The sequence below is a fragment of the Paraburkholderia sp. RL18-085-BIA-A genome, from assembly GCF_046027075.1.
GTDB lineage: Bacteria > Pseudomonadota > Gammaproteobacteria > Burkholderiales > Burkholderiaceae > Paraburkholderia.
The window spans coordinates 45341-70789 of the sequence record NZ_JARESU010000019.1; the positions used below are offsets into that span (position 1 = coordinate 45341).

Here is a 25449-nt window from a genome sequence, read left to right on the forward strand (position 1 = left end):
CAGGAGCTTCTCTCATGTTGCCGACTCCCGAACAGGTCAAGCAATACATTGCGGCTGGGCTCGCTTGCCAGCATCTCGAAGTCGAAGGCGACGGCCAGCATTTCTTTGCGACCATCGTTTCGCCGAGCTTCGAAGGCAAGCGTCTGATCCAGCGCCATCAACTCGTGTATGCGGCGCTCGGCGACCGCATGCGTGAAGAAATCCACGCGCTCAGCATGAAGACGCTGACGCCCGCCGAATGGCAGAACGCGTAATCTGGAAATTTAGTGCGAATTACTCAAGAAGGACGCGACGCCGGTAGCGGCGCGTCGAGCACGGTCAATGCAGCCCCGGCCGAAGTCCGGGTCAATCAGGAACTGACAGGCATGGATAAACTCATCATTGAAGGTGGCTACCCGCTGTCGGGTGAAGTTGTCGTCTCGGGTGCGAAGAACGCGGCGTTGCCGATCCTGTGCGCGGGTCTGCTCAGCGCGGAGCCGGTGCATCTGGAGAACGTGCCCGACCTGCAGGACGTGCGCACGATGCTCAAGCTGCTCGGTCAGATGGGCGTGCGTATCGAGAGCGGCGAAGGGCGCGTGGCGCTGGACGCGTCGAAGGTCGACAACGTCGTCGCGCCGTACGAAATGGTCAAGACCATGCGCGCGTCGATCCTCGTGCTCGGCCCGCTGGTCGCGCGCTTCGGTCATGCGCGGGTGTCGCTGCCGGGCGGCTGCGCGATCGGCGCGCGTCCGGTCGATCAGCACATCAAGGGCCTGCAGGCGATGGGCGCCGAGATCACGATCGAGCACGGCTTCATCGAAGCGCGCGCGAAGCGACTGAAGGGCGCGCGCATCGTCACCGACATGATCACCGTGACCGGCACCGAAAACCTGCTGATGGCGGCGGTGCTGGCCGAAGGCGAAACGGTCATCGAGAACGCGGCGCGTGAGCCTGAAGTCGGCGACCTCGCGCATCTGCTGGTCGCGATGGGCGCGCAGATCGAAGGCATCGGCACGGACCGCCTGGTGATCCAGGGCGTCGACAAGCTGCATGGCGCGAAGCACACGGTGATTCCGGACCGCATCGAAGCCGGCACGTTCCTGTGCGCGGTGGCGGCCGCCGGCGGCGACGTCACGTTGCGCCGCGTGCGTCCGCTGATTCTCGAAGCCGTGACCGAAAAACTGCGCGAAGCCGGCGTCACGATCGAAGAGGGCGACGACTGGATGCGCGTGCGCATGGACAAGCGTCCGAGCGCCGTCACGTTCCGCACGTCCGAATACCCCGCGTTCCCGACCGACATGCAGGCGCAGTTCATGGCGCTGAACACGATCGCGGACGGCACTTCGCAGGTCGTCGAAACGATCTTCGAGAACCGCTTCATGCACGTGCAGGAACTGAACCGCCTGGGCGCGAGCATCACGATCGACGGCAACACCGCACTCGTGAACGGCGTCGACAAGCTGTCCGGCGCGATGGTGATGGCCACCGATCTGCGCGCGTCCGCGAGTCTCGTGATCGCCGCGCTGCGCGCCGAAGGCGAGACGTTGATCGATCGCATCTATCACCTGGATCGCGGCTACGACCGGATGGAGACCAAGCTCAACGCGATCGGCGCGAAGGTGCGCCGCGTGTCCGGGAGCCAGGCATGAGTTCGATGCCGCAAACGTCGGCGTCGCCGGCGGTGAGCGCGCCGCTCACGCTGGCTTTGTCGAAAGGGCGTATCTTCGAAGAAACGCTGCCGCTGCTCGCCGCAGCCGGCATCGAAGTCGCGGAAGATCCGGAAACTTCGCGCAAGCTTATCCTGCCGACCACCGACGCGAACCTGCGCGTGATCATCGTGCGCGCCACCGACGTGCCGACCTATGTCGAATACGGCGCGGCCGACTTCGGCGTGGCGGGCAAGGACGTGCTGCTGGAGCATGGCGGTAGCGGGCTGTATCAGCCAGTCGACCTGGATATTGCGCGTTGCCGGATGTCGGTCGCGGTCGCGGCAGGTTTCGATTATGCGAACGCGGTGCGCCAGGGCGCCCGCTTGCGCGTGGCGACCAAGTACGTTGAAACCGCGCGTGAGCATTTTGCCGCCAAGGGCGTGCATGTCGACCTGATCAAACTGTACGGTTCGATGGAACTGGCGCCGCTGGTTGGTCTGGCCGATGCGATCGTCGACCTGGTGAGTTCGGGCAATACCTTGCTCGCCAACAATCTTGTCGAGGTGGAGGAGATCATGCAGATTTCGTCGCGCCTCGTTGTGAACCAGGCGGCGCTCAAGCTCAAGCGCGCCGCGTTGCGGCCGATTCTCGACGCGTTCGAACGCGCGTCGAAAGCAGACTCCGCCGCGGCCTGATAGTGTTAGTGTGACCACGCTGTAAAGCGCGTCTTACCGAAACGGATACTGTATGTCTATCAAGATTCGCAAACTCGATTCCACCGCTCCCGACTTCCATAAGTCGCTGCATGCGGTGCTCGCGTTCGAGGCGAGCGAAGACGAAGCAATCGAGCGCTCGGTCGCGCAGATTCTGAACGACGTGAAGGTGCGCGGCGACGCGGCGGTGCTCGAGTACACCAACCGCTTCGACCGTCTCGACGCGACGAGCGTCGCGGCGCTCGAACTGCCGATGACCGAGCTGGAAGCGGCGCTCGAAAGCCTGGAGCCGAAGCGCCGGGCCTCGCTCGAGGCGGCGGCGGCGCGCGTGCGCGGCTACCACGAAAAGCAGAAGATCGAGTGCGGCAGCCATAGCTGGCAGTACACGGAAGCCGACGGCACCGTGCTCGGCCAGAAGGTCACGCCGCTCGATCGCGCGGGGATCTACGTGCCGGGCGGCAAGGCCGCGTATCCGTCGTCGGTGCTGATGAACTCGATTCCGGCGCGCGTCGCCGGTGTGCGTGAAATCGTCATGGTCGTGCCCACGCCGGACGGCGTGAAGAATCCGCTGGTGCTGGCGGCCGCGCTGCTGGGCGGAGTGGATCGCGTGTTCACGATCGGCGGCGCGCAGGCGGTGGGCGCACTGGCCTACGGCACGCAGACCGTGCCCGCGGTCGACAAGATCTGCGGTCCCGGCAACGCGTATGTCGCGTCGGCCAAGCGCCGTGTGTTCGGCACGGTAGGGATCGACATGATCGCCGGGCCGTCGGAAATCCTCGTGCTGTGCGACGGCACCACCGACCCGCGCTGGGTCGCGATGGACCTGTTCTCGCAAGCCGAGCACGACGAACTCGCGCAATCCATCCTGCTGTGTCCGGACGACGCGTTCATCGCCCGTGTACACGACGCGATCAACGAATTGCTGCCGACCTTGCCGCGTCAGGACGTGATCCGCGCGTCGCTCGAAGGCCGCGGCGCGCTCATCAAGGTGCGCGACATGGCGGAAGCCTGCGCGATCGCCAATGACATCGCGCCAGAACACCTCGAAATCTCCGCGCTGGAGCCGCATCAGTGGGGCCGGCTGATTCGCCACGCCGGCGCGATCTTCCTCGGTCGCTATACCAGCGAGAGTCTCGGCGACTACTGCGCGGGACCGAATCACGTGCTGCCAACGTCTCGTACCGCACGGTTCTCGTCACCGCTCGGAGTCTACGATTTCTTCAAGCGCTCCAGCGTGATCGAAGTCAGCGCGGAAGGTGCACAGACGCTCGGCGAGATCGCCGCCGAACTCGCGTATGGAGAAGGCCTGCAGGCGCATGCCCGCAGCGCGGAATACCGGATGCGGCAAAACAACAACGATCGCGGCTAGAAGCAGCGGGGCGCGACGCACCCGGCGCGGAAAGGAAGCAGGCGGGCAGCGACCCGTCGCCTGCAAACTTCTCGCGACGGATTGCACGCGCAAGCGTTCACGTTCGCGTTCGTAAAGACAATAGAGACCAACCAGGGCGGCCCATGCGCCGCCGATGCCCGGCCGGCATCTTCCTCGCGGCCCGGTCCACAAAGCTATGACGACACCTCAAGACATCATCCGCCGCGACGTGCTCGCGATGACGAGCTATCCGGTTCCGGACGCCACGGGCTTCATCAAGCTCGACGCGATGGAAAACCCGTTTCCGCTGCCGCTGGAGCTGGCCGCGCATCTCGGCGAGCATCTGGCCGGTGTCGCGCTGAACCGCTATCCGGCGCCGCGCCCGGACGCGCTGATCGAAAAGATCAAGCGCGTGATGGGCGTGCCGACCGGCTGCGAGGTGCTGCTCGGCAACGGCTCGGATGAAATCATCAGCCTGGTGTCGATCGCGTGCGCGAAGCCGGGCGCCAAGGTGCTCGCGCCGGTGCCGGGTTTCGTGATGTATCAGATGTCTGCGAAGCTGGCGAATCTCGAATTCGTCGGCGTGCCGTTGAACGCGGATTTCACGCTCGACACCGAAGCGATGCTTGCCGCGATTGCCGAGCATGAACCGGCGATCATTTACCTCGCGTATCCGAACAACCCGACCGGCACGCTGTTCGACAACGCCGACATGGAACGCATCATCGCGGCGGCCAACAAGAGCCTCGTGGTGATCGACGAGGCGTATCAACCGTTCGCGCAGCAAAGCTGGCTGCCGCGCGCCGATGCGTTCGACAACGTGGTCGTGATGCGCACGGTGTCCAAGCTCGGTCTGGCCGGCATCCGCCTCGGTTATCTGGTCGGCAAACCGGCGTGGCTGACCCAGTTCGACAAAGTGCGGCCGCCGTATAACACCAATGTGCTCACGCAGGCCGCCGCCGATTTCCTGCTCGACCACGTCGACGTGCTCGACGCGCAAGCCGCGCAACTGCGCGAGGAACGCACGAAACTCGCGCAAGCGGTGGCCGCGCTGCCGGGCACAGAGGTGTTCCCGAGCGCCGGCAACTTCCTGCTGGTGCGTGTCCCCGACGCCTCCGTCCTGTTCGAAACCCTGCTGACTGCGCGGGTTCTGATCAAAAACGTGAGTAAAATGCATCCATTGCTGGCCAATTGCGTGCGTTTGACCGTCGGTTCGCCGGAAGAAAACGCGCAGTTGCTCGCCGGACTGAAACTCGTGCTGCACTGAGCGGCCTGCCGTCTCCCATCCCTACACTACTATCGCTTTCTAGCTAGATTCGAGGAATTACCATGCGCCTTGCGGAAGTCGTTCGCAACACCAGCGAAACGCAGATCCGTGTGAAGATCAATCTGGACGGCACGGGTCAGCAGAAGCTGGCCACCGGCGTGCCGTTTCTGGACCACATGCTCGATCAGATCGCACGGCATGGCCTGTTCGACCTCGAAATCGAAGCGCATGGCGACCTGCATATCGACGACCACCACACGGTCGAAGACACCGGCATCACGCTCGGCCAGGCCGTCGCGAAGGCGATCGGCGACCGCAAGGGCATCCGCCGGTACGGCCATTCCTACGTGCCGCTCGACGAAGCGCTGTCGCGCGTCGTGATCGATTTTTCCGGCCGTCCGGGTCTTGAATTCCACGTGCCGTTCACGCGCGCGCGCATCGGCACGTTCGACGTCGATCTGTCGATCGAGTTTTTCCGCGGCTTCGTCAATCACGCCGGCGTCACGCTGCACGTCGACAACCTGCGCGGCCTGAACGCTCACCATCAGATGGAAACCGTGTTCAAGGCGTTCGGGCGTGCGTTGCGCATGGCCACTGAAATGGACGAACGCGCGGCCGGGCAGATTCCGTCGACCAAGGGTAGCCTTTAAGCCGAATCAAGCCGTTCACCTTTAGACGACTCATCGACCAGGACCGCGCGCCGGCCAACCGTCGTTCGGCGCTGGACACCACCGTCGATGCATTGACGGCGTCGCCGCCAGACTTGAAATGAAAACTTCGATAGCGATTGTGGATTACGGAATGGGCAACCTGCGCTCGGTTGCCCAGGCATTGCGCAAGGCCGCGCCGGAAGCGGACGTGGCGATCGTCGACCGACCGGAGGCGATCCGCGCGGCCGACCGCGTGGTGCTGCCCGGCCAGGGTGCGATGCCCGACTGCATGCGCAGTCTCGGCGAGTCCGGCCTGCAGGAAGCGGTGATCGAGGCGTCGCGCAGCAAGCCGTTGATGGGCGTGTGCGTCGGCGAGCAGATGCTGTTCGACTGGAGCGCCGAGGGCGATACGCCGGGTTTGGGCCTGCTGCCCGGCAAGGTGCTGCGCTTTAACCTGGAAGGCCAGGTGCAGGATGACGGCTCGCGCTTCAAGGTGCCGCAAATGGGCTGGAACCGCGTGCGCCAGGCGCAGCCGCATCCGGTGTGGGACGGTGTTGCCGACAACGCGTTCTTCTACTTCGTGCACAGCTATTACGTGCAGCCGGACAATGCCGCCCACACCTCGGGCGAAACGGTGTACGGTGTGCCCTTTACCTCGGCGGTGGCGCGGGATAACATCTTTGCCACCCAATTCCACCCGGAAAAGAGCGCCGAAGCCGGGCTGCGCGTGTATCGCAACTTCGTGCACTGGAACCCGTGAGCGCTTTTCTTCATCCCGTTGTCGCGCGCCATTCCGCCATGAGCGGAGCGATTGCCGCGCGCCGCAAACGCAGCACCACGATTTCGCTCCCACAGGGCGCTCCGCAAGGGCGTCGAAAGAGTTGTACTAAACTAGCGAAACGGCGTTTCGGTGGACTGGCTCGCAAGCCGCTGCCGCCGACCTTCAACCCCTTCCCAGACAACACCCGATTGCTATGCTGCTGATTCCCGCCATCGACCTGAAAGACGGTCAGTGTGTACGCCTCAAACAAGGCGATATGGACCAGGCGACGATATTCTCCGAGGAACCGGCGACGATGGCCCGACATTGGGTCGACCGTGGCGCCCGCCGCCTGCACCTCGTCGATCTGAATGGCGCGTTTGCCGGCAAGCCGAAGAACGAAGACGCGATCCGGGCGATCATCGAGGAAGTGGGCGGCGAGATTCCCGTGCAACTGGGCGGCGGTATCCGCGACCTGAACACGATCGAGCGCTATCTGGACGACGGCTTGTCCTACGTGATCATCGGCACGGCGGCGGTGAAGAATCCGGGCTTTTTGCAGGATGCGTGCACGGCGTTCGGCGGCCACATCATCGTCGGACTGGACGCGAAAGACGGCAAGGTCGCCACCGACGGCTGGAGCAAGCTGACCGGTCACGAAGTGGCCGATCTCGCACGCAAGTTCGAGGATTACGGCTGCGAGTCGATCATCTACACCGATATCGGCCGCGATGGCATGCTGCAAGGCATCAACATCGAAGCGACGGTACGCCTCGCGCGCGCGGTGAAGATTCCGGTGATCGCGAGCGGCGGTCTGTCGAACCTCACCGACATCGAGTCGCTGTGCGAAGTCGAAGACGAAGGCATTGAAGGCGTGATTTGCGGCCGGGCGATCTACTCGGGCGATCTGGACTTCGCGGCAGCGCAGACGCTCGCGGACCGGTTGCGCGAATCGGACGACGCCTAAGTTATTTCGGACTCGCACCTCGGGCGCCGTGATGGCTGGAACGTCCGGTGTCCAAAGCGGACGCTTCGCCCCGACAGCGCGCCGAGCCGCAGGGCCGCGACTCACCCGTGGCGCGACGCGACATCGCGCCGGCACTGTGCCGCAAGCCTCGCGCAAGCGGCCTCATCAGCGGTATTGGCAGAATTGCAAGATCATGGCTCTAGCTAAACGCATCATCCCCTGTCTCGACGTCACGGCTGGACGCGTGGTCAAGGGCGTCAACTTCGTCGAACTGCGCGATGCGGGCGACCCGGTCGAAATCGCCCGCCGCTACGACGACCAGGGCGCCGACGAACTCACTTTTCTCGACATCACCGCCACCTCCGATCAGCGCGATCTGATCCTGCCGATCATCGAAGCGGTCGCCTCGCAAGTGTTCATTCCGCTGACGGTCGGCGGCGGCGTGCGCGCCGTCGAAGATGTGCGGCGCCTGCTGAATGCGGGCGCGGACAAGATCAGCATGAACTCGTCGGCGGTCGCGAATCCGCAGCTCGTGAAGGACGCCACCGACAAATACGGCTCGCAATGCATCGTCGTCGCGATCGACGCCAAACGCGTGTCCGCGGACGGCGAGCCGCCGCGCTGGGAAGTGTTCACGCACGGCGGCCGCAAGGCCACCGGTCTGGAAGCGGTCGAATGGGCGCGCAAGATGGCCGAACTCGGCGCCGGCGAAATCCTGCTGACCAGCATGGACCGCGACGGCACCAAGAGCGGCTTCGACCTCGCGCTCACGCGCGCGGTGTCGGACGCGGTGCCGATTCCGGTGATCGCGTCGGGGGGCGTGGGCAACCTGCAGCATCTGGCCGACGGCATCAAGACCGGCCACGCCGATGCGGTGCTGGCCGCGAGCATCTTCCACTACGGTGAGCACACGGTGGGCGAGGCCAAGCGCTTCATGGCCGATCAAGGCATTTCGGTGAGGTTGTGACGTGGTGAATCCCTCGGCAGTGAATTGGCTCGACAAGGTCAAGTGGGACGCGAACGGTCTCGTGCCGGTGATCGCGCAGGAAGCGTCGACCAACGACGTGCTGATGTTCGCGTGGATGAACCGCGAAGCATTGGCGAAGACCATCGAAACCGGTCGCGCGGTGTATTTCTCGCGCTCGCGCCAGCGCCTGTGGTTCAAGGGCGAAGAGTCCGGCCACGTGCAGCATGTGCATGAAGTGCGGCTCGATTGCGACGAAGACGTCGTGCTGCTGAAAGTGGAGCAGGTGTCGGGCATCGCGTGCCACACCGGCCGTCACTCGTGCTTTTTCCAGAAATTCGAAGGCTCGGTGGACGACGGCGACTGGCTCGCCGTCGATCCCGTGCTGAAAGACCCCGAACACATCTACAAATGACGCAATCCACGCAAACCACGTCGTCCAACCCCGCGTCCACTGCCGACACCCTGCTGCGCCTCGCGGCGATCATCGACAGCCGCAAGGGTGGCGATCCCGACGTCTCCTACGTGTCGCGCCTCTTTCACAAGGGCGACGACGCGGTGCTGAAGAAGATCGGCGAAGAAGCCACCGAAGTCGTGCTGGCTGCTAAAGATGCGCGCCACGGCGGCGCGCCGAAGGCGCTGGTCGGCGAGGTCGCGGACCTGTGGTTTCATTGCCTCGTAATGTTGTCGCACTTCGATCTGAGCCCGGCCGACGTGCTCGCCGAACTCGAGCGCCGCGAAGGCCTGTCGGGCATCGAGGAGAAAGCGCTGCGCAAGAGCCGCGAGCGCGAGCAGAACGGCGATTGAGCGGCCCTGCTTGAAGTCGCGAGCATGGGCGCCCACATTGCACTGAGCGCATCTGAGCGCATCTTCGGAGGACGCAAGCATGGAACAGTCGCACGACAGCTATCCGCCGCCGGTATATCGCAACGCCATGGAGCCGGAGCGCGAGCGCAGCCTGCGCACGCTTACCCACGTGCTCTACGCGCTATACGCGGTCCACTGGCTGACGGGCGGCCTGACGATCCTGATCGCGATCATCATCAACTATGTGAAGCGGCCCGATGTGGCGGGCACGCCGTATGAAGCCCACTTCGAGTGGCAGATCCGTTCTTTCTGGCTGTGTTTGCTCGGCTATGCGATCGGCGCCGCGCTGCTGCTCGTGGTGATCGGCATTCCGGTGCTTTGGGCCGTCAGCATCTGGATGTTGTACCGTATTATCAAAGGCTGGCTGTATCTGTACGATAACAAGCCGCTTGCGAATCCGCGTGGCTGGGTCTGAGTCATGCTGGCCCGTTCATCGGGTCCGGCTTGAAGGTCGCCGTGCCACGCTTTTCGCTCCAGTCATACCGCGTCAGGAATACGATGAGTCACGACCCGAATTGCCTTTTCTGCAAAATCGCCGCCGGCGAGATCCCGTCGACAAAAGTCCACGAAGACGAAGAGTTTGTTGCCTTCCGCGACATCCGTCCGGCGGCCGAAACGCATGTGCTGGTGATTCCGCGCCAACACATCGCCACGTTGTCGAACTGCACCGAAAGCGATACGCCGCTGCTTGGTAGAATGTTGGTTTTGGTGGCGCGTCTGGCCGATCAGTTGGGCGTGGCCTACGCGGGCGGTGAAACGGGCTTTCGCACGGTAATCAATACCGGTCCGGGCGGCGGTCAGGAGGTGTATCACCTGCACGCGCACATTCTCGCGGGACCGCGCCCGTGGCAGCGAATGGGCTGACGGAAAAGCGGGATCGCGGATTTTGCTGCGACTTTTGGTCGGGGACAATAGCGCGGCCGTCGTTTTTACCGCTTTGTAATAACGCCGACGTGGTCGTCCGGCCATAATGGTGCTGGGTATGCCACCGGTCGAATCGGAACAGCCAGCGGTATCGTATAGGTGAAGCGTCAGCGCTTCAGGTCACGCCGCCAGGCGCACGAAATTTACCGCATCGCGATGCGGTGTCGGGGTTAAGGAGAGTAGTCATGGGTTCATTGAGCATTTGGCATTGGTTGATCGTGTTGTTGATCGTCGCACTCGTGTTCGGCACGAAGAAGCTGCGCAATATCGGCGCTGATCTGGGTGGCGCGGTGAAGGGCTTCAAGGAAGGCGTGAAGGAAGCCGAAACGCCGGCCGGCGACGCGCAGCAGCAGCGCGAACTGCCGCGCAACGGAGCGGTGGATGTGGAAGCGAAGGAAAAGACGCCGCGGTCCGGCGATTACCGCTAAGCCGCGGCTGACCCGCGTTACTGACGGACATTCCACTTCATGCTGGACCTCGGTCTAACCAAGATGGCGCTGATCGGCGTCGTCGCGCTGGTCGTACTCGGACCTGAGCGCCTGCCGCGCGTCGCCCGCACGGCTGGCGCGCTGTTCGGCCGCGCGCAGCGGTATATCAACGACGTGAAGTCCGAAGTCACGCGCGAAATCGAACTCGACGAATTGCGTCGCATGAAGACCGAGTTCGAAACGGCGGCGAGCAATGTCGAAACCACCGTTAAGGACAATCTGCGCAAGCACGAGAGTGAACTGAACGACGCGTGGAACAGCGGCGCGTCGGTGTCGCCGAGCATTGCCGGCGGCGCGCTCGAAGACGTCGGCAATTCGTCGTGGCCGACCAGCACACCGGCTGCGGCGCCCAGGCGCAAGAACTGGCGCGTCAAGCAGACGGCGATGCCCACGTGGTACAAGCGCGCAACCACGCGTCGTACGCGCGTGCAGTCGGGTGCTGCGCGCGTCGCGCGGCATACGCCTGCCACGATGCGTCGTCCGACGCGGTTCTTCTGATGATCAGAACGACAATCCCTAACCGAGGGCCGGTGTGAGCGACCCCCAGCAAAACCAGGACGAAGGCACTGAAGAGACCTTCATTTCCCACCTCGTTGAATTGCGCGACCGCATCATCCGCGCGGGCCTTGCCGTCATCGTGGTGTTCATCGGGCTCGTGTATTGGGCGCCGGACATTTTCCGGCTGCTGGCGCGCCCACTCATGCAGAATCTGCCGAAGGACGGCAAGATGATCGTCACCGATGTCACCGGCTCGTTCTTCGTGCCGATGAAGGTGACGATGCTGGTCGCCTTCGTGATCGCGTTGCCGGTCGTGCTGTACCAGATCTGGGCGTTCGTCGCGCCGGGTCTCTATCAGCACGAGAAGAAGCTGGTTGTGCCGCTGGTGGCTAGCAGCTATACGCTCTTCCTGTGCGGCATGGCGTTCGCGTATTTCGTGGTGTTCCCGACCATCTTCCGTGTGATGGCGCATTACAACGCGCCGCTCGGCGCGGAAATGACCACTGACATCGACAATTACCTGAGCTTCGTGCTGACCATGTTCCTTGCGTTCGGCGTGACGTTCGAAGTGCCGATCGTCGTGGTATTGCTGGTTCGCATGAACGTGGTGACCATCAAGAAGTTGAAGGAAATTCGTCCTTATGTGATCGTCGGCGCGTTCGTGATTTCGGCTGTGGTGACGCCGCCGGACGTGTTCTCGCAGTTGATCCTGGCGGTTCCGCTGATCGTGCTGTATGAAGCGGGGATCATTGCGGCACGGCTCTTTGTCAGCAAGCGGCCAGCGGTGATTGAGGATGCGAGTCCGCCGTCGAGTTGACATAGCGCTCGGCGCTTTGCGCGAAACGGCAGGCATGCAAAAAGGGCAGTCCATGGTTGGACTGCCCTTTTTGTTTTGCACCGGCGTTATTGGCCGCTATGGCTTGCAGTAGTTTTCCGTTGCCTCAACCGCCTTCATCGTCCGGCTGATCGCCGCCGTTGTCTTCGGCTGGTTGCTTCGGCGGCGGCGGGCGCTTGCCGATCGTCACGTCCAGATCGATCGCGCGGCCCTTGCGCACCAGATGCACCTTCGCGGCCGTGCCCGGCTTGATCTGGGCGATGACGTTCAACAAGCGCGTGGTGTCGGTGATCTCCTGGCCGTTCACGCTCGTCAGGATGTCGCCCGGCTTGATGCCTGCACGGTCGGCTGGGCCGTTCTTCAGCACGCCCGCGACGATCGCCCCCGACTTCTGGTCGAGCCCGAACGACTCGGCGATCTCTGGCGTCACGTCCTGCGGCTCGACGCCGATCCAGCCGCGCGTGACCGAACCGGTGGTGATGATGCTCTCCAGCACGCTGCGCGCCGTCGACACCGGGATTGCAAAGCCGATGCCCAGCGAGCCGCCCGAGCGCGAATAGATCGCGGTGTTGATTCCGAGCAGGTTGCCGTTCACGTCGACCAGCGCACCGCCCGAGTTGCCCGGGTTGATCGCCGCGTCGGTCTGGATGAAGTTTTCGAACGTATTGATGCCGAGGTGATTGCGCCCGAGCGCGCTGACGATGCCCATCGTCACCGTCTGGCCGACGCCGAACGGATTGCCGATCGCCAGCACGATGTCGCCCACGCGCGTCTGGTCCATGCGGCCGAGCGTGATGGTGGGCAGGTTGGTCATGTTGACCTTCAGCACGGCCAGATCCGTTTCGGGATCGATGCCGATCACCTTCGCATTGGTGGTGCGGCCGTCGGCCAAAGCGATTTCGATCTGGTCGGCGCCGTCGACGACGTGCTGGTTCGTTAGAATGTAACCTTCCGAACTCACTATCACCCCGGAGCCGAGGTTGGATGCCGGTTGCTCCTGCTGCTTGCGGTTCTTGTCGCCGAAGAAGTAGCGGAACAGCGGGTCTTTCGCGCGCGGATCGGGCGGCAGCGAGCCATCCTTGCTGGAGAACACGTTGACGACCGCGGGCATGGCCTTTTGTGCGGCGTCCGCATAGGACGTCTGGGCTGGCCCGCCGCCGATGCCTGGCGCCACTTCCCGCAGGGCGACGATCGGTTCGGCCAGTTGCTTGCCGAATTGCCCTTGGCGCTGGAGCCACTGCGGTTTGAGGGTCGCAATGATAAACATCAGCGCCAACAGCACAGTCACCGCTTGGGCAAAGAACAGCCAAAAGCGTCTAAGCATCTGAAGACTAGAGGATTATATGGATCGGATCGAACTTGAATTGTACTTGAACAATCTTCTTGAAACTGCGCGCTTCAAGGACTATTGCCCCAATGGATTGCAGGTCGAAGGGCGTCGCCGGATCAACAAGCTCGCGACCGGCGTGACCGCGTCGGTGGCCTTCCTCGAGGCGGCGCTCGACTGGGGCGCGGACGCCGTGCTGGTCCATCACGGCTACTTCTGGCGCAACGAAGCACCGCAGATTACCGGCCGCAAACATGCGCGCCTGAAACTGCTGATCGGCAACGATCTGAACCTGTTTGCGTATCACCTGCCGCTCGACGACCATCCCGAGTTCGGCAACAACGCGCAGATCGGCGAAAAGATGGGTTGGATCAGCGACGCGCGTTTCGGTGAGAACGATCTCGGCTGGCTCGCCACGTTCCCGATGCCGATCACGCTCGCGCACTTCACCGCGGAAATCGAACAGACGCTCGGCCGTACGCCGCTCGTGTTCGGCGACCCGGATCGCGAGCTGCGCCGCGTGGGCTGGTGCACGGGCGCCGCGCAGGGCATGTTCGACGCGGCGATCAACGCGGGCGCCGACGTCTACCTGACCGGCGAAGTGTCGGAGTCGGTGATGCACACGTCGGCGGAAAGCGGCGTCGCGTTTCTCGCGGCGGGGCATCACGCGACGGAACGCTTCGGCGTGCAGGCGGTGGGCAAACATCTGTCGGAGCAGTTCGATATCGAACACGTGTTTATCGATATCCCTAATCCCGTTTGAATTGCGAATTGCATTAAAGAAGAAAAAGGCGCGAATAACGCAGAGGGCACTTAAAAGGATGTGTGAAAAAGTTTGCGATCCGTACGGAGAAACCCTGAGTTATCAAGGGCTTCGCACGGTTTTTGGCAATCGGCCCTTGTAAATGGCGACTCCATTCGCGCAAACTAGCGGCGGTAGAAGCGACGTGAAGGAAAAATCCAACTCAGAAGTGGGGCGTGTGATGCGAGACAAGGAAGATGAACGCGTCGACGGCAGCCGCCGTAACTGGCTGGTCGCCACGACCGTAGCAGGTGGCATAGGAGGCGTTGCCATTGTCGTACCCTTTGTTAGTTCGTTTGCACCATCTGAAAGGGCCAAGGCAGCAGGTGCCCCGGTCGAAGTCGATTTCAGCAATCTCAAGCCTGGCGACATGATGACCGTCGCCTGGCGCGGTAAGCCGGTGTGGATCATCAACCGCACCGACAGAATGCTCGCCGATGTCCAGAAAGCCGATAGCCAGGTAGCCGACCCCCACACCACGAATCCCTTCTCCATGCCGTTGCCGGATTACTGCAATAACGAATTCCGTTCACGCGCCGAGAACAAGCATCTTTTAGTCGCCGTCGCCGTGTGCACCCATCTGGGCTGCACGCCGACGCCGCGCTTCCAGGAGGGCGCGCAGCCCAATCTTCCGGACGACTGGCCAGGCGGCTTTCTGTGCCCATGCCACGGTTCGACCTACGACATGGCCGGCCGCGTCTTCAAGAACAAACCTGCGCCGCAGAACCTCGACATCCCGCGCTTCATGTTCACGTCGGCCACCGGCCTCGTGATCGGGAAGGACGAGAAAGGAGAAGCGTAATGGCGATGGACCACGAAGTAGAGACGACCGGGCTGGCCGGCTGGATAGACCGGCGCTTTCCTATGACGGCCACCTGGAAAAAGCACGTTTCCGAGTACTACGCGCCGAAGAACTTCAACTTCTGGTACTTCTTCGGTTCGCTCGCGTTGCTGGTGCTGGTCAATCAGATCGTCACCGGCATCTTCCTCACGATGAACTACAAGCCCGACGCGACGCTCGCGTTCTCGTCGGTCGAGTACATCATGCGCGAGGTGCCGTGGGGCTGGCTGATCCGCTATATGCACTCCACGGGCGCGTCGATGTTCTTCGTCGTCGTGTATCTGCATATGTTCCGCGGGCTGATGTACGGCTCGTATCGCAAGCCGCGCGAACTGGTGTGGATTTTCGGCTGCCTGATTTTCCTGAGCCTGATGGCCGAGGCCTTCTTCGGCTATCTGCTGCCGTGGGGGCAGATGTCGTTCTGGGGCGCGCAGGTGATCGTCAATCTGTTCTCGGCGATTCCGTTCATCGGGCCCGATCTGTCGCTGTGGATTCGCGGTGACTACGTCGTCTCGGACGTGACGCTCAATCGCTTCTTCGCGTTTCACGTGATCGCGATTCCGCTGGTGCTCGTCGGGCTGGTGATCGCGCACCTGGTCGCATTGCATGAAGTGGGGTCGAACAACCCGGACGGCATCGAGATCAAGGCGAAGAAGGGCCCGGACGGCATCCCGCTCGACGGCATTCCGTTCCACCCCTACTACTCGGTGCACGACTTCATGGGCGTGACGGTGTTCCTGCTGATCTTCGCGGCGATCATCTTCTTCGCGCCGGAAATGGGCGGGTACTTCCTCGAAGCCAACAACTTCGTGCCCGCCAATCCGCTGCAAACGCCGCCGGAAATTGCGCCGGTGTGGTACTTCACGGCCTTCTACGCGATGCTGCGCGCCACCACCGATCCGTTCAAGATCGTGCTGATGATCGTGATCGCGCTACTCGGCCTGCTCGCGCTGGTGCGCGCGCGCGGCAAGTGGAAGCTCGGCTTGCCGGTGCTCGCGGTGCTGGTGATTCTGGCGATGGCCTTCACCGAATCGAAGTTCTGGGGCGTGGTGGTGATGGGCAGCGCGGTGATCTCGCTGTTCTTCCTGCCCTGGCTCGACCGCTCGCCGGTCAAGTCGATCCGTTACCGGCCGTTTTTTCACAAGGTGTTCTACGGGATCTTCGTGCTCGCTTTCCTGACGCTGGGCTTCCTCGGCACTAAGCCGCCGTCGCCTGCTTCGACGCTGATTGCCCAGGTGTGTGCGCTGATCTACTTCGCGTTTTTCCTCGGCATGCCGTTCTGGACGCGGCTTGGCACGTTCAAGCAGCCGCCCGAACGGGTGCGGTTCAAGCCTCACTAATCGCGAGCCAGGAGAACACGAAATGAAAAAACTGCTTTCGACGTGCGCGCTGATCGGCGCGACACTGCTCGCGGTGCTGACCGCCCCGGCTCACGCGGACGAGAATTTCCCTCTCGACCGCGCGCCGGATAACGCGGAGAATTTCGCTTCTTTGCAGCACGGCGCGCAATTGTTTGTAAACTACTGCCTGAATTGCCACAGCGCGAACCTGATGCGCTACAACCGGCTGACCGACCTCGGCATCACGCCGAGCGAAATTCAGGCGAACCTGCTGTTCACCACCGACAAGGTCGGCAACACTATGACCGTGGCGATGCGCCCGGACGACGCGAAAGCGTGGTTCGGCGCGACGCCGCCGGACCTGTCGGTGGAAGCCCGGGCGCGAGGCAAGGATTGGCTCTACACGTATCTGCGCACTTTTTATCGCGACGATACGCGGCCGACCGGCTGGAACAATCTGGTGTATGAGAACGTGGGCATGCCTCACGTGCTGTGGCAGCTTCAGGGGCAACGTACAGCGAAGTTCGGTGACGAAACCGACGAAAAAACCGGCGAGACGGTACACAAATTTGTCGGCTTCCAGCAGCTCACTCCGGGGACCATGTCGCCGGTAGATTATGATTCTGCTGTGGCCGACCTCGTGTCGTACCTGTCATGGATGTCCGAACCAACGCAGAAAACCCGCAAACAGCTTGGCGTGTGGGTGCTGCTGTTCCTCGGTATCCTGAGCTTTTTCGCCTGGCGACTGAACGCCGCGTACTGGAAACATATCAAATAATCACGCCGTCACACGGTGTGGGGCCGGCGCCAGGAAAAACCTGCTGAACGGTTTTTCCGCGCGCTGGCCCTTCAGCTTTTTGAGGAAACGTAAACATGATGGTTCTGTATTCCGGCACAACTTGCCCGTTCTCCCAGCGTTGCCGGCTGGTGTTGTTCGAAAAGGGCATGGACTTCGAAATCCGCGACGTCGACCTGTTTAACAAGCCGGAAGACATCGCCGTGATGAATCCGTATGGTCAAGTGCCGATTCTCGTCGAACGGGACCTGATTCTGTACGAATCGAACATCATCAACGAGTACATCGACGAGCGCTTCCCGCATCCGCAGCTGATGCCGGCCGATCCGGTGCAGCGTGCCCGTGCCCGCCTGTTCCTGCTGAACTTCGAGAAGGAATTGTTCGTCCACGTCGGCACGCTCGAAAACGAAAAGGGCAAGGCCGCCGAGAAGAATCACGAAAAGGCCCGCCTCGCGATCCGCGATCGCCTGACGCAGCTCGCGCCGATCTTCCTGAAGAACAAATACATGCTCGGCGAAGAGTTCTCGATGCTCGACGTCGCGATCGCGCCGCTGCTGTGGCGTCTGGACCACTACGGCATCGAGCTGTCGAAGAACGCCGCACCGCTGATGAAGTACGCCGAGCGCATTTTCAGCCGCCCGGCTTACATCGAAGCGCTAACGCCTTCGGAAAAGGTGATGCGTCGTTGAGTTTGGCTTTGGGGTGAGGGCGCCGCACGCTTGTGCGGGCCCACGCCCGTAAAAGGACTGTTGATGCAAGAAATTTCCACCAAGCCTTATCTGTTGCGTGCGCTGTACGAGTGGTGCACGGATAACGGCTACACGCCGCACATCGCGGTCCGGGTCGACAACCAGACGCGCGTGCCGCGCCAGTTTGTACGCGACAACGAAATCGTGCTGAACATCAGCTTCGAGGCGACCAGCCAGTTGCAGATGGGCAACGAGTGGATCGAGTTCAGCGCGCGTTTCTCCGGCAAGTCGCACAAGATCGAAGTGCCGGTCGCCAATATTCTCGCGATCTATGCGCGCGAAAACGGGCAAGGAATGGCGTTCCCGGTCGAGTCGGCGGGCGGCGAAGCGCAGGACTCCGGCGCCGACGCGGAACTGGCGGACGAGACAGATGCGCCGGCTGCGCCGCGTGCGGTAGAGAAGTCATCGGCGGCCGATGCGGCTGCCGCGAAGACCGAGAGTGTGACGGATGACTCCCAGCCTGACGACGATGGATCGAAAGGTGGCGGAAGGGCTCGCCTTAAGATCGTGAAATGAAGTAAAATCACGGCCTCATGCCGGCTTAGCTCATCAGGTAGAGCGCTTGACTTGTAATCATGAGGTGGCGGGTTCGAGTCCTGCAGCCGGCACCAGAAGTACGAAACGGGGTTTCTGATCAGTCAGAAACCCCGTTTTTTATTTGCGTCGCCGTTAGTCGTTGCAATTAATTAGCGCGCGATTATTAAAATCCGGCGGCGCGGAAAATCGCGCGCGTACTCCCGAAATAAATGAGCCTGAATGCGTCAATGCCAATGACACAGTGACGGCGATCATGCAGTGAGAAAAGATGAGTTGCGGACATAGAAATGTCCGCAACTAAATATTTACTTTTCGAGCGGGCGCTGCGCAAGCTGACATGCCGCGCCGCTGTTGATCTCTCAGGTTCTCTTGGTCAGCTGTATTCCTGCTTGTTGAGAACTATACCGAGCCGATCTGGAGCTGTCTATTTTCTGATCGGGAAGTCCGTTGAAATGTGGTATCGAGTAATGGCAGATCAGGTGGACCATTTATTCATTTGGCATTTTTTTAGAAATCAGGACGACCGCGTTCGATAGCACGCGGATCGAGCCATTGCTAAATCGGGCACGGTGAAACTGACGATTGACTCAGCGTTTTTCAGTCTAAAGGCAGCCCGTCGATCGACATGCCCCGGCGGCGCCAATAGCCGCAGCGTCGGTGCGGCTGCAAGGGGGGCAAAATCGCCATATCTCTTTCACCTTGTCGATAGTAGACTTTTTTGTCCGCGCTTCGCGCCTCCATCCTCTGCAAGGCCGAGCCGCCGACGAATAGCCCACCGCGAACCCTTACGACGGAGGTACTATTCGGGCGTCAGTCGGCATCGCTATCAAAGTACCCCGGCGGGCAACGCCCCCGACGACGCGGAGTCTCATCGCGTCACTCCCGCAACACCAATCCCACCTCATCATGACCAGCCCTGCAACCATTACCTGGCCCGAAGCCGACGGCCCCCGCACCGCGCGTTGGCGCTCCGAAGCGGCCGTGCCGCCGCCCAAACGCGTGATCGTCGCGGATGACCGCACGACCGCCGACTCGGCCTACCGCCTCGCCTGCGAAGGAACGGCGCTGTTGTGGAACGGCGACTTCCAGAACGCTCGCCAATTGCTCCAGGCGGTCACGCGACGGCTCGAGCGCAAACCGCGCAAGCAGGGCGAAACGCCGATCGACGCGTTCAACCTGCATCGGCAGGCGCAGTCGCAGCGCGCACGCACGCTCGGCATGATCCTGATTCCGCTCGACGCCGCCTACGGTATTCCGCTGCGCCGTGCGCCCGACGTGCAGCAGGCGTGCATCGAAACCTATGGACCGTCCGCCGACGAAGCGTCGGTCGTGTCGCTGCGCGAACTGCTCGGACTGATCGGCGCTCATGAGTGGCGCAAGAAGGGTGTCGAGATTCCGGCACTGGGCGATCGCATCCACCCGCACTACGGCGTGTTTTCGCCGGTGCGCGGGGAATATGTCGATCTCGTCGCGCGCACGCCGCTGCCGTCGCTGAACAAGGCGTTCGATATCGGCACGGGCACGGGCGTGTTGTCCGCGCTGCTGGCCAAGCGCGGTGTGAAGAAAATCGTCGCCACGGACCAGGACCCGCGAGCGCTCGCCTGTGCGCGCGAGAACCTCGAACGTCTCGGCTACAACCAGCAGGTCGACGTCGTGCAGGCGGATCTGTTTCCGGAAGGCCGGGCGCCGCTGGTCGTCTGTAATCCGCCGTGGGTGCCGGCACGGCCCGCATCGCCGGTCGAATATGCGGTCTACGATCCGGAAAGCCGCATGCTGCTCGGCTTCCTGAATGGCCTAGCGGAACATCTGTCGCCGGGCGGCGAGGGGTGGCTGATCCTGTCGGACTTCGCGGAGCATTTGGGCTTGCGCACGCGCGAGTGGCTGCTTGCCGCGATTGAAAAGGCGGGGCTGACTTTAGTGGGGCGCGAGGATATTCGTCCTCGGCATCCGAAGTCGACCGATGAAACCGACGCGCTGCATAAGGCCCGGGTGGCTGAAGTGACGTCGCTGTGGCGCCTTAAGGCGAGTTGAGTTGCGAGGCGGTGAGGGGCGCTACCCGTGACGTGGGGAACGGCTGGGGCGCGTTGCGCCGATACACCGCGCGACTTCAGCGCTTTGAGATATACAGGCGCGTGAGACGGCAACGAGACACATTGCCGTGCCACAGCAAAGTCGCGCGGCGGCGCGTCAAACCGACGCCCCGCGCCCCTTCGGTACCTCGAGAAACGCCGCCGCTCCCCGCCCGGCCACCAATCCACTGGCAAAACAGGCGCTCAGCAAATAGCCTCCGGTCGGCGCTTCCCAATCGAGCATCTCTCCCGCGCAAAACACACCGGGCAGCTGCTCGATCATCAACTGCGCGTCGAGCGCTTCGAACGGAATCCCGCCGGCGGTGCTGATCGCTTCCGCGATGGGCCGCGCGCGCGTGAGTCGCACCGGCAGCGCCTTGATCGCATGCGCGAGGCCGTGCGCATCGGCGAAGGCCTCCTTCGACAGAATCTCGTGCAGCAGGGCCAGTTTCACGCCGCCAATGCCGATCCGGCCGTGCAGATGACTCGACATCGAGCGTGAACCGCGTGGCCGCGTGACTTCGGCGACCACTCGCTCGAGCGTCAAGCCTGGCGCCAGATCCAGCGCGATCGTCACGTCGCCGTCGGCCAGAATTCGCTCGCGGATTGCTGCCGACAACGCGTAAAGCAGGCTCCCCTCGACGCCGGTTTCGGTCAGAAGTATTTCACCTTGTCGATTATGGACTTTATTGTCTACGTCAGTGAGTGAAATGGCGACCGGCTTGACTGGCTGACCCGCGAAACGCTCGCGCAGATACGGACTCCAGTCGGCATCGAAGCCGCAGTTGGCGGGCCGCAACGGCGTCACCAGCACGTCACGCGCGGCCATCAGCGGCACCCACGCAGCGTCCGATCCGAGGCGCGGCCAGCTTGCGCCGCCGAGCGCGAACACCACGGCCTGGCAGGTCACGTTGTGTTCGCCGTCGGGCGTTGCAAAGCGCAGCGTGTGTGCGGCGGGGGCGGAGTGAGCACCATCGCCTGCATCCGTCACCCAACCGCTCCACTTGTGCCGCATATGAAAGTGCACCCCTGCTTCCCGCAGTCGATGCAGCCACGCGCGCAGCATCGGCGCCGCTTTCATATCGGTTGGGAAAACCCGTCCGGAACTGCCGACGAAGGTGTCGATGCCCAGCCCCTGCAACCAGGCTCGCAGTGCGTCGGGTCCGAACACGTCCAGCAGCGGAGCGATCCTCTCGCGGCGGGCACCGTAGCGGCCGAGGAACGGTTCGAGCGGCTCCGAGTGCGTGATGTTCATGCCGCCTTTGCCCGCCATCAGGAACTTGCGGCCGACAGACGGCATCGAGTCATAGAGGTCGACCTGCAAGCCGCGCCCGCTGAGCGCCTCGGCCGCCATCAGGCCGGCGGGGCCGCCGCCTATCACGGCGACACGGGCGGAATCGAAGGAGGATGGCATGCGGTCCTGCGGATAAGCGGAAGGAGGAGGCGGCGCGCCGGCCTGATCGAATGACGATGGACGGCACGAAGGGCGCTATTTTCACACCGCCGACGGCGCAGGGCAAACGTGCTGGCGGCACAGGGAGTCGAAATAAGCCGGATTCGGGCGTTTTCGCATCCATCGGGACGCGCATCCGCGTCTTTGTTCTCGACCCGTGCGAACTATACTTTCAGAACGCCTTCCATCGAATGCCGTCCGCGTCTTTCCCTCGCGTTAAACCAGTCCACCGCCTGCTTGCCGCCGGTTTGGCCGTGCCTGCGATCGCAGCCAGGGTCATCGTCGGCGACGCGGTTCGCGCGTCCGTTGTCCGCATGAAGGTTTGATCGTCTGGATCGAGGAGCCTGCCATGAGCCGCAAGTACATCGACTGTCGCGAGTTTCCGAGCGAAATGAACTGCACCGTCGCGCTATCTGCCGACACTGAGAGCGAATTGCTCGAAGCGGCCGTACAGCACGCGGTCGCCATCCACAAACACACGGATTCACCGGAATTGCGTTCGCAACTGAAGACGCTGTTTCATGAAGGCACGCCGCCGGTCGAAGCACCCAGCGCGTGAGTGGCAGTCCTGCGCGGACGGAAGGCGCCGGCCGACCCGTGCGAGCGGCGTAGTACCGTTCGCGGGTCGCGGCGTTGTCGTGCAACCTGCGGGGGTGTCCCGATCATCAACCAGGGTAAGCCTCGTCCACCTTCAGCCCGGCGAGCTTGAAGATAACCCGCAGCGTTTGCGGTTTGATGTCGCGCCGCGACGCGAGCGTGGTCATCACGAAGTCGAGCACTTTGGCGTACTTGAGCATGGTCAGACACGTTTCCATGTCGACGTTGCCATCGCGCATGACCTCGGCAAGACGTAGCATTTCCGTGGAGATATCGCGCGCCATCTCCAGTTCGAGTTGCTGCTTCTCCGACCAGACGGGCGTCGCGGTGAGCTTCGCCAGCATTTCCTGAAATTTTTGTTCGACGTTTCCGTTGGGTACCGTGTCCATTGCCGCCTCTTCTATCATCCGAGCGCGCGTCCCGGTTGATGTCTCGGCGCGCTGCTGGTTACGTAACATTTGGCCCGTGTTCCGGGTCCGTCCTCCCCACATGCATTCGGTTCGCGTGAGCGTCGTCACGCCCGGCAGCGTCTTGTTATGGCGACACGGCTTGCGCGATTGGGCTCGGCCGCTGCGCAAGCTGATTTTTTGGCCACTTCCGAAATGTTCGCGCGATGCTTTTTCGAGCAGGAAGCGTTCCGGGTTGACCGCATTTCTTACATGGTTTGCGTAGCTCCTTGGGTGAGCGACCCGCACATTAGGTAAACTGGCAGCAACTTTTCCCTTTTTCCGTCATCTGTCGCACGTTCGCGGTGCAATTGACGACGGTCCACAAGATGTCCAGCAAAACCCACGAAATCCGTCCGAACCAGTCCGTCGAGTTGTTGAAAGAACTCCACATCCTCACGCGCGACGGCAAGATGAATCAGGACAGCCGCCGCAAGCTGAAGCAGGTCTACCACCTGTTCCAGTTCATCGAGCCGCTGCTCAAAGACCTCAAGGACAAGCAGGGCGACTTGACGCTCGTCGACCACGGCGCGGGCAAGTCATACCTAGGTTTTATCCTCTACGATCTTTTCTTCAAGGAGTTTCAGGGTGCCGCAGGTGCTGCTTCGCACATTTACGGCATTGAAACGCGCGAAGACCTCGTTGCGAAGTCCGAAGAACTGGCCGCGCGGCTGGGCTTTACGGGGATGTCGTTTCTGAACCTGTCGGTGGCGGAGTCGATTACGTCTGCGAGTTTGCCTGCTCAGATCGACATCGTGACGGCGCTGCACGCGTGCAACACCGCAACCGACGACGCGATCCGTTTCGCGCTGGAAAAACAGGCGAAGTACATCGTGGTCGTGCCCTGCTGTCAGGCAGAGGTGGCCGGCGTGCTGCGGCGCAACAAGGGAAAATCGCTCGCGAGCGCGTTGACGGAGATCTGGCGGCACCCATTGCACACGCGCGAATTTGGCAGCCAGATCACGAACGTGTTGCGCTGTTTGCAGTTGGAAGCACACGGGTATCAGGTCAACGTGACCGAGCTGGTCGGGTGGGAGCACTCGATGAAGAACGAACTGATCATCGCGCAGTACAAGGATTTGCCGCGGCGCCGGCCGGCCGAACGGCTCAACGAGGTGATGGAAACGCTAGGCATTGAAGAACTGAAAGAGCGGTTTTTTGCTCCTGCCTGACCTTCGTGCAGCAGGGCAACGGCAGAACTTCTTTATCAGTCGTGTCGCCCTTCGCGAGGCGCCGCTCTTGAGCGAATCAGCTCTTCATCAACGCGTTCCAGCCGGCAAGTCCGATGCGTCGCAAGGTTGCCTGATTGCGCTCGTAAATATCTTCCGCATCGGGGACGGCCTGCACGGCTCGCTCGATGCTGTCCTCGCGCAGCAGATGCAGGATCGGATAGGGCGCCCGATTCGTATAGTTTTCGATGTCGTCGGGCTCGCTGCCTTCAAACTGGTAAGCCGGGTGAAAGCTCGCGATCTGAACGATCCCTTCGAGCCGAAGCTGCTTGATGAGCCGGTCGGCGAAAAACAGGCAATCGTTGAAGTCGAGAAAATCGCCGAGTGCGCGCGGCAGGATCAGCAGCGTGGTGTCGATGGCTTCCGGATCGGTCGCGATCAGTGTCTGAAGCTCGGCTTCGAGATCGGTCAACACGGCTTCCGTGTCGATGGCGTCGCTCACGGCATAGCGAATCTGCCCCTTCACATGCACGGCCTTCGCAAACGGACACAAATTGAGCCCGATCACCGCCTCGGTCAGCCAGTGACGGGTGGCGGCTACGACGGTATCGTGGGATTCGGCGGGTAACGGCATGGCGGGCGGCACAGCGGATAAAGTGCCATTCTAACGGCGCGGGTTCGCAGCGATTCGCGTCCAGCGCCAAATGTGGCGTCGAATAACGCGACGCGACTCGGTTTACTGCACCCGCGTCCCGCCGCATGCGGCGGCGATCAACTGCGCGGCGACCTTCGGCGCGGCCAGAATGGGCCCGCATCCCGGGCCGTAGGTCTGACTCGAGGCATACACGCCCTCGATCATCAAACCGAGCGCATCCGCAAGCGCCACCGGGTCATCGGCACCCGTTGCAGTTGTCAATTCGGTGAGGCGCGCCATCAAGCGCTGCTTGTTGCGGAACACGAACTGGCGCGCCGGATGCGCGGTGTCGGAAAACTCCACCGAAACATTCACGAAAGGACAACCCCGATAGTCGTCGATCGACGCTCGCACCGCGAGGTCGTCGAAATACTGTTGAAGCTGGCGCGCCGGTTCGCCCGGATGTTGGGCGAAACTCTTCTCCACGTAGTCGAAGAACTGCTCGTCCTTTTGCTCCAGATAAGCCATCACCAATTCGTCCTTCGACGAAAACTGGCGATACAGACTCATCTTGTTCACGCCGGCGCGCTCGACCACCGCGTCGACGCCGACCGCGCGCACGCCCTCGCGATAGAACAGCTCGCTCGCGGCGCGCAGCAAGTTCTGCTGCGCCTGCGGTCCGGCTGTCTGCGCGCTGCGCGCGCGCCGTGCGCGGGACTCACCGGTCGGCTTGAGGGTTTCGCTGTCGGACATGATGGC

General features: G+C 62.3%; 31 protein-coding genes and 1 tRNA gene. 27 read left to right on the plus strand and 5 right to left on the minus strand.

All coding sequences use genetic code 11. The annotated features are described in order from the left end of the window. Positions 1–14 precede the first annotated feature (14 nt). The 16 genes from P0D89_RS15680 to tatC all read left to right on the plus strand — a co-directional run bounded on the left by P0D89_RS15680 (position 15) and on the right by tatC (position 11912). On the plus strand, positions 15–254 hold the full coding sequence (locus P0D89_RS15680; RefSeq protein ID WP_006052280.1) for a BolA family protein: 240 nt from the start codon (positions 15–17) through the stop codon (positions 252–254). 111 nt (positions 255–365) lie between these two features. Continuing rightward, positions 366–1628 carry a UDP-N-acetylglucosamine 1-carboxyvinyltransferase gene (gene murA / locus P0D89_RS15685; protein WP_494478158.1) on the plus strand — a complete coding sequence of 421 codons (1263 nt, stop codon included), beginning with the start codon at positions 366–368 and terminating at the stop codon, positions 1626–1628. After that, positions 1625–2323, plus strand: a complete 699-nt coding sequence (gene hisG / locus P0D89_RS15690; protein ID WP_408358028.1) for an ATP phosphoribosyltransferase — start codon at positions 1625–1627, stop codon at positions 2321–2323. The genes murA and hisG overlap by 4 nt, the downstream gene beginning before the upstream one ends. A 52-nt stretch (positions 2324–2375) precedes the next feature. After that, positions 2376–3710, plus strand: coding sequence for a histidinol dehydrogenase (gene hisD, locus P0D89_RS15695; protein WP_408358029.1), 1335 nt, complete (start codon positions 2376–2378; stop codon positions 3708–3710). A gap of 196 nt (positions 3711–3906) precedes the next feature. After that, positions 3907–4977, plus strand: coding sequence for a histidinol-phosphate transaminase (hisC, locus tag P0D89_RS15700; RefSeq protein WP_408358030.1), 1071 nt, complete (start codon positions 3907–3909; stop codon positions 4975–4977). 62 nt (positions 4978–5039) lie between these two features. Next, positions 5040–5627: an imidazoleglycerol-phosphate dehydratase HisB gene (gene hisB / locus P0D89_RS15705; RefSeq protein ID WP_094778339.1), complete on the plus strand. Its 588-nt coding sequence runs from the start codon at positions 5040–5042 to the stop codon at positions 5625–5627. Positions 5628–5745: 118 nt separating this feature from the next. After that, positions 5746–6387 (plus strand): imidazole glycerol phosphate synthase subunit HisH, encoded by a 642-nt coding sequence (hisH, locus tag P0D89_RS15710; RefSeq protein WP_408358031.1) that lies wholly within the window; start codon positions 5746–5748, stop codon positions 6385–6387. A gap of 214 nt (positions 6388–6601) precedes the next feature. Then, positions 6602–7354 carry a 1-(5-phosphoribosyl)-5-[(5-phosphoribosylamino)methylideneamino]imidazole-4-carboxamide isomerase gene (hisA, locus tag P0D89_RS15715; protein ID WP_408358032.1) on the plus strand — a complete coding sequence of 251 codons (753 nt, stop codon included), beginning with the start codon at positions 6602–6604 and terminating at the stop codon, positions 7352–7354. 193 nt (positions 7355–7547) lie between these two features. After that, positions 7548–8321, plus strand: coding sequence for an imidazole glycerol phosphate synthase subunit HisF (gene hisF, locus P0D89_RS15720; protein WP_175151164.1), 774 nt, complete (start codon positions 7548–7550; stop codon positions 8319–8321). Position 8322: 1 nt separating this feature from the next. Then, entirely contained in the window at positions 8323–8733 is a 411-nt protein-coding gene (gene hisI / locus P0D89_RS15725) for a phosphoribosyl-AMP cyclohydrolase (protein ID WP_408358033.1), read from the plus strand. Further along, positions 8730–9125, plus strand: a complete 396-nt coding sequence (locus P0D89_RS15730) for a phosphoribosyl-ATP diphosphatase (RefSeq protein WP_408236727.1) — start codon at positions 8730–8732, stop codon at positions 9123–9125. Before hisI ends, P0D89_RS15730 begins: the two co-directional genes overlap by 4 nt. A gap of 79 nt (positions 9126–9204) precedes the next feature. Continuing rightward, positions 9205–9600, plus strand: coding sequence for a DUF4870 family protein (locus tag P0D89_RS15735; protein WP_408358034.1), 396 nt, complete (start codon positions 9205–9207; stop codon positions 9598–9600). A gap of 83 nt (positions 9601–9683) precedes the next feature. Further along, the gene (locus tag P0D89_RS15740) at positions 9684–10049 is read left to right on the plus strand and encodes a histidine triad nucleotide-binding protein (protein WP_408358035.1); all 366 of its coding nucleotides are present in this window, start codon (positions 9684–9686) and stop codon (positions 10047–10049) included. Between the two features lie 245 nt (positions 10050–10294). After that, positions 10295–10537 carry a Sec-independent protein translocase subunit TatA gene (tatA, locus tag P0D89_RS15745; RefSeq protein ID WP_408358036.1) on the plus strand — a complete coding sequence of 81 codons (243 nt, stop codon included), beginning with the start codon at positions 10295–10297 and terminating at the stop codon, positions 10535–10537. Positions 10538–10576: 39 nt separating this feature from the next. Then, positions 10577–11095 carry a Sec-independent protein translocase protein TatB gene (tatB, locus tag P0D89_RS15750; RefSeq protein ID WP_408358037.1) on the plus strand — a complete coding sequence of 173 codons (519 nt, stop codon included), beginning with the start codon at positions 10577–10579 and terminating at the stop codon, positions 11093–11095. A 34-nt stretch (positions 11096–11129) separates the two neighbouring features. Continuing rightward, complete coding sequence (gene tatC, locus P0D89_RS15755; RefSeq protein WP_408358038.1) at positions 11130–11912, plus strand: twin-arginine translocase subunit TatC; 783 nt, start codon at positions 11130–11132, stop codon at positions 11910–11912. Positions 11913–12036: 124 nt separating this feature from the next. Here the strand turns inward: tatC and P0D89_RS15760 are convergent, their stop codons facing one another. Then, positions 12037–13254 (minus strand): Do family serine endopeptidase, encoded by a 1218-nt coding sequence (locus P0D89_RS15760; RefSeq protein ID WP_408358039.1) that lies wholly within the window; start codon positions 13252–13254, stop codon positions 12037–12039. Positions 13255–13273: 19 nt separating this feature from the next. Here P0D89_RS15760 and P0D89_RS15765 point away from each other — a divergent pair, with 19 nt between their 5' ends. The 8 genes from P0D89_RS15765 (at position 13274) to P0D89_RS15800 (ending at position 20353) form a co-directional block, all read left to right on the plus strand. Continuing rightward, entirely contained in the window at positions 13274–14020 is a 747-nt protein-coding gene (locus tag P0D89_RS15765; protein WP_408358040.1) for a Nif3-like dinuclear metal center hexameric protein, read from the plus strand. Positions 14021–14240: 220 nt separating this feature from the next. After that, positions 14241–14861: a ubiquinol-cytochrome c reductase iron-sulfur subunit gene (gene petA, locus P0D89_RS15770; RefSeq protein WP_408358086.1), complete on the plus strand. Its 621-nt coding sequence runs from the start codon at positions 14241–14243 to the stop codon at positions 14859–14861. Further along, entirely contained in the window at positions 14861–16240 is a 1380-nt protein-coding gene (locus P0D89_RS15775) for a cytochrome b (RefSeq protein ID WP_408358041.1), read from the plus strand. Before petA ends, P0D89_RS15775 begins: the two co-directional genes overlap by 1 nt. A 22-nt stretch (positions 16241–16262) precedes the next feature. Continuing rightward, complete coding sequence (locus P0D89_RS15780; RefSeq protein ID WP_408358042.1) at positions 16263–17018, plus strand: cytochrome c1; 756 nt, start codon at positions 16263–16265, stop codon at positions 17016–17018. Positions 17019–17113: 95 nt separating this feature from the next. Next, positions 17114–17725, plus strand: a complete 612-nt coding sequence (locus P0D89_RS15785) for a glutathione S-transferase N-terminal domain-containing protein (protein WP_006052302.1) — start codon at positions 17114–17116, stop codon at positions 17723–17725. Positions 17726–17788: 63 nt separating this feature from the next. After that, the gene (locus P0D89_RS15790; protein ID WP_408358043.1) at positions 17789–18301 is read left to right on the plus strand and encodes a ClpXP protease specificity-enhancing factor; all 513 of its coding nucleotides are present in this window, start codon (positions 17789–17791) and stop codon (positions 18299–18301) included. A gap of 19 nt (positions 18302–18320) precedes the next feature. Continuing rightward, a tRNA-Thr gene (locus tag P0D89_RS15795) sits at positions 18321–18396 on the plus strand. Positions 18397–19228: 832 nt separating this feature from the next. Then, positions 19229–20353: a methyltransferase gene (locus P0D89_RS15800; RefSeq protein WP_408358044.1), complete on the plus strand. Its 1125-nt coding sequence runs from the start codon at positions 19229–19231 to the stop codon at positions 20351–20353. A gap of 156 nt (positions 20354–20509) precedes the next feature. Here the strand turns inward: P0D89_RS15800 and P0D89_RS15805 are convergent, their stop codons facing one another. After that, positions 20510–21805 (minus strand): TIGR03862 family flavoprotein, encoded by a 1296-nt coding sequence (locus P0D89_RS15805; RefSeq protein ID WP_408358045.1) that lies wholly within the window; start codon positions 21803–21805, stop codon positions 20510–20512. 56 nt (positions 21806–21861) lie between these two features. Between P0D89_RS15805 and P0D89_RS15810 the strand changes: the two genes are divergently transcribed. Together P0D89_RS15810 and P0D89_RS15815 are read left to right on the plus strand one after the other, a co-directional pair. Beyond that, a complete protein-coding gene (locus tag P0D89_RS15810; RefSeq protein ID WP_408358046.1) occupies positions 21862–22170 on the plus strand; it encodes a hypothetical protein in 309 nt (102 codons plus the stop codon). Between the two features lie 23 nt (positions 22171–22193). Then, a complete protein-coding gene (locus tag P0D89_RS15815) occupies positions 22194–22403 on the plus strand; it encodes a DUF1059 domain-containing protein (protein ID WP_408358047.1) in 210 nt (69 codons plus the stop codon). Positions 22404–22509: 106 nt separating this feature from the next. Here the strand turns inward: P0D89_RS15815 and P0D89_RS15820 are convergent, their stop codons facing one another. Then, on the minus strand, positions 22510–22830 hold the full coding sequence (locus tag P0D89_RS15820) for a type II toxin-antitoxin system HicA family toxin (protein ID WP_408358048.1): 321 nt from the start codon (positions 22828–22830) through the stop codon (positions 22510–22512). Between the two features lie 386 nt (positions 22831–23216). Here P0D89_RS15820 and P0D89_RS15825 point away from each other — a divergent pair, with 386 nt between their 5' ends. Then, entirely contained in the window at positions 23217–24059 is an 843-nt protein-coding gene (locus P0D89_RS15825) for a class I SAM-dependent methyltransferase (protein WP_408358049.1), read from the plus strand. A gap of 76 nt (positions 24060–24135) precedes the next feature. Here the strand turns inward: P0D89_RS15825 and P0D89_RS15830 are convergent, their stop codons facing one another. Both P0D89_RS15830 and P0D89_RS15835 read right to left on the minus strand, forming a co-directional pair. Next, the gene (locus P0D89_RS15830; protein ID WP_408358050.1) at positions 24136–24690 is read right to left on the minus strand and encodes a DUF1415 domain-containing protein; all 555 of its coding nucleotides are present in this window, start codon (positions 24688–24690) and stop codon (positions 24136–24138) included. A 102-nt stretch (positions 24691–24792) separates the two neighbouring features. Further along, positions 24793–25443, minus strand: a complete 651-nt coding sequence (locus tag P0D89_RS15835; protein ID WP_408358051.1) for a TetR/AcrR family transcriptional regulator — start codon at positions 25441–25443, stop codon at positions 24793–24795. Between the last annotated feature and the right edge of the window lie 6 nt (positions 25444–25449).

Bases quoted from the DNA above. Each gene is read 5' to 3' on its own strand.
- P0D89_RS15820 (WP_408358048.1), bottom strand. From the start codon at position 22,830: ATGGACACGGTACCCAACGGAAACGTCGAACAAAAATTTCAGGAAATG.
- P0D89_RS15740 (WP_408358035.1), top strand. From the start codon at position 9,684: ATGAGTCACGACCCGAATTGCCTTTTCTGCAAAATCGCCGCCGGCGAG.
- hisF (WP_175151164.1), top strand. From the start codon at position 7,548: ATGGCTCTAGCTAAACGCATCATCCCCTGTCTCGACGTCACGGCTGGA.
- hisH (WP_408358031.1), top strand. From the start codon at position 5,746: ATGAAAACTTCGATAGCGATTGTGGATTACGGAATGGGCAACCTGCGC.
- P0D89_RS15800 (WP_408358044.1), top strand. From the start codon at position 19,229: ATGACCAGCCCTGCAACCATTACCTGGCCCGAAGCCGACGGCCCCCGC.
- P0D89_RS15680 (WP_006052280.1), top strand. From the start codon at position 15: ATGTTGCCGACTCCCGAACAGGTCAAGCAATACATTGCGGCTGGGCTC.
- petA (WP_408358086.1), top strand. From the start codon at position 14,241: ATGCGAGACAAGGAAGATGAACGCGTCGACGGCAGCCGCCGTAACTGG.
- P0D89_RS15765 (WP_408358040.1), top strand. From the start codon at position 13,274: ATGGATCGGATCGAACTTGAATTGTACTTGAACAATCTTCTTGAAACT.
- P0D89_RS15785 (WP_006052302.1), top strand. From the start codon at position 17,114: ATGATGGTTCTGTATTCCGGCACAACTTGCCCGTTCTCCCAGCGTTGC.
- tatB (WP_408358037.1), top strand. From the start codon at position 10,577: ATGCTGGACCTCGGTCTAACCAAGATGGCGCTGATCGGCGTCGTCGCG.
- P0D89_RS15760 (WP_408358039.1), bottom strand. From the start codon at position 13,254: ATGCTTAGACGCTTTTGGCTGTTCTTTGCCCAAGCGGTGACTGTGCTG.
- hisD (WP_408358029.1), top strand. From the start codon at position 2,376: ATGTCTATCAAGATTCGCAAACTCGATTCCACCGCTCCCGACTTCCAT.
- P0D89_RS15735 (WP_408358034.1), top strand. From the start codon at position 9,205: ATGGAACAGTCGCACGACAGCTATCCGCCGCCGGTATATCGCAACGCC.
- hisG (WP_408358028.1), top strand. From the start codon at position 1,625: ATGAGTTCGATGCCGCAAACGTCGGCGTCGCCGGCGGTGAGCGCGCCG.
- murA (WP_494478158.1), top strand. From the start codon at position 366: ATGGATAAACTCATCATTGAAGGTGGCTACCCGCTGTCGGGTGAAGTT.
- tatA (WP_408358036.1), top strand. From the start codon at position 10,295: ATGGGTTCATTGAGCATTTGGCATTGGTTGATCGTGTTGTTGATCGTC.
- hisA (WP_408358032.1), top strand. From the start codon at position 6,602: ATGCTGCTGATTCCCGCCATCGACCTGAAAGACGGTCAGTGTGTACGC.
- hisC (WP_408358030.1), top strand. From the start codon at position 3,907: ATGACGACACCTCAAGACATCATCCGCCGCGACGTGCTCGCGATGACG.
- P0D89_RS15810 (WP_408358046.1), top strand. From the start codon at position 21,862: ATGGACGGCACGAAGGGCGCTATTTTCACACCGCCGACGGCGCAGGGC.
- P0D89_RS15805 (WP_408358045.1), bottom strand. From the start codon at position 21,805: ATGCCATCCTCCTTCGATTCCGCCCGTGTCGCCGTGATAGGCGGCGGC.
- P0D89_RS15730 (WP_408236727.1), top strand. From the start codon at position 8,730: ATGACGCAATCCACGCAAACCACGTCGTCCAACCCCGCGTCCACTGCC.
- P0D89_RS15790 (WP_408358043.1), top strand. From the start codon at position 17,789: ATGCAAGAAATTTCCACCAAGCCTTATCTGTTGCGTGCGCTGTACGAG.
- hisB (WP_094778339.1), top strand. From the start codon at position 5,040: ATGCGCCTTGCGGAAGTCGTTCGCAACACCAGCGAAACGCAGATCCGT.
- P0D89_RS15815 (WP_408358047.1), top strand. From the start codon at position 22,194: ATGAGCCGCAAGTACATCGACTGTCGCGAGTTTCCGAGCGAAATGAAC.
- P0D89_RS15780 (WP_408358042.1), top strand. From the start codon at position 16,263: ATGAAAAAACTGCTTTCGACGTGCGCGCTGATCGGCGCGACACTGCTC.
- P0D89_RS15835 (WP_408358051.1), bottom strand. From the start codon at position 25,443: ATGTCCGACAGCGAAACCCTCAAGCCGACCGGTGAGTCCCGCGCACGG.
- P0D89_RS15775 (WP_408358041.1), top strand. From the start codon at position 14,861: ATGGCGATGGACCACGAAGTAGAGACGACCGGGCTGGCCGGCTGGATA.
- P0D89_RS15825 (WP_408358049.1), top strand. From the start codon at position 23,217: ATGTCCAGCAAAACCCACGAAATCCGTCCGAACCAGTCCGTCGAGTTG.
- P0D89_RS15830 (WP_408358050.1), bottom strand. From the start codon at position 24,690: ATGCCGTTACCCGCCGAATCCCACGATACCGTCGTAGCCGCCACCCGT.